General features: G+C 68.9%; 1 protein-coding gene, 1 pseudogene and 1 riboswitch. The gene and the pseudogene both read right to left on the minus strand.

All coding sequences use genetic code 11. The annotated features are described in order from the left end of the window. Nucleotides 1–523: bifunctional hydroxymethylpyrimidine kinase/phosphomethylpyrimidine kinase (locus tag DBR22_RS09925; protein ID WP_258229121.1), on the minus strand; the 523-nt coding region annotated here is incomplete at its 3' end. 116 nt (nucleotides 524–639) lie between these two features. After that, nucleotides 640–737: riboswitch (TPP riboswitch) on the minus strand. 141 nt (nucleotides 738–878) lie between these two features. Continuing rightward, a pseudogene (locus DBR22_RS23790) lies at nucleotides 879–1,530 on the minus strand (ribonuclease E/G); the annotation flags it as partial.

The raw sequence follows: 1,530 nt of genomic DNA on the forward strand, positions 1-1,530 counted from the left end.
GGATGGTGGCGCCTGTGGCGGCAGATAGCCGGCGTCCTTGCCCCAGGGCCTCTTCCCAGTCCTGCGCCTGCGGCTCGCCGAGCAGAAGGGCGAGTTCCACCAGGTTTGGCGTGATCAGGTCCGCGAGCTGAAGCAGTTCCCCCAGGGCATCTTCAGCCGATTCCTTCAGGAGCCTGTCCCCGCTGGTGGCGACCATTACCGGGTCCAGGACGACGACGGCGGGGCGGACTTTTTCGAGCCACCCACGGACCACCGCTATCACTTCAGCATCGCCCAGCATGCCGATCTTGACGGCGTCGATGGTGATGTCGTCGCTGATTGCCTCAAGCTGCTCGGCCAGGAAGGCAGCGGGCGGGACATGGACGGCCCGCACTCCCCGGGTGTTCTGGGCGGTCAGGGCGGTGATGGCGGCCATCCCGTAGCCGCCGAATGCTGCAATGCTTTTCAGGTCCGCCTGGATGCCGGCACCGCCTGATGGATCAGAGCCCGCGATAGACAGAACGCGCGGAATTTCCCGGCGCACGTGGCCGGCCCCGGGCCGGCTTTGCGGTGCCTGGCCCGGGGTAGGTGCCTGGGCCGGGGTAGGTGCAGGAGAAGGCGCCGCTGTGGAGACGCCGGGAGCCGGGGACAGGACAAGAGTAGAAGCCAAGGAGACATCCCTTCGCCGGTGCTAACCGGACAGGTTCAACGGGTCTGGATCTCAGCCGGCACTGTGCGCGGCACCCCGTGTCAGTGGTTCAGCCTAGCGTTTCGCGCAGGCTCCGGCCTTCCGTGACGCTATGGGACAGCGCCTGCATCCCGCGGGGCGCCGGTTAACGCGTGATGCCCGGCCCCGCCTGTGAAGAACAGGCGCGGCCGGGCATCCCGTACCTGGTTGGTCAGAGCTCTGAGGCCGGAACCCCTACACCGAGGACGATGGGCGCCTCCGCAGCCGGTTTGTCAGCAACGGGAACCTTGGTGGGTTCCGGTGCCTTGGCGGCGTGGGAGTGTCCGGTGGCAGCCACCGGAGCGGCCTCGTGATGCTCCACCGAAGTGGCATTGGCTGCGCCCTGGGCCCGGCTGGCACTGCGGTTACGCCGCGGGCGGCGGTTGCGTGACTGGTCCGCGGTGTGGTCCGAGTAGTCCTTCTCCTCCGCGGCGGGCTGCCGGAGTGCCGGCTCGCTGGCAGCAGGAACAGTTTCGGCCGGTGCTGCGACTGCCGGCTTGGATTCAGCAGCCGCGGCTCCAGCACCAGTGGCTTCAGGCCCGGTGGCTTCAGACCCGGCAACCGGCGCCCCCAGATTGGCAAAGGCCTCGGCAAGACGGTCCAGCGTCAGGGCAGGCGACTGCGGGTGGTCCGAGTGGTGCTCTACGAAGGGCAGGACAACCTGCTCTCCGCCGAAGGTCAGCACTGCACCGGGGCGTCCGGCGGAGTCAGTTTCGGTCCGTTCCGCCGTGGCCGGTGCCGGTGACGTGGCCGCTGCCGGTGACGTGGCTGCTGCGGGTGCAGGCGCTGGTGCCTTCGCCGGTGCCCCTGCGGCAGCCTGGCCT

This window comes from Arthrobacter sp. HMWF013 (genome assembly GCF_003061105.1).
Taxonomy (GTDB): Bacteria; Actinomycetota; Actinomycetes; order Actinomycetales; family Micrococcaceae; genus Arthrobacter.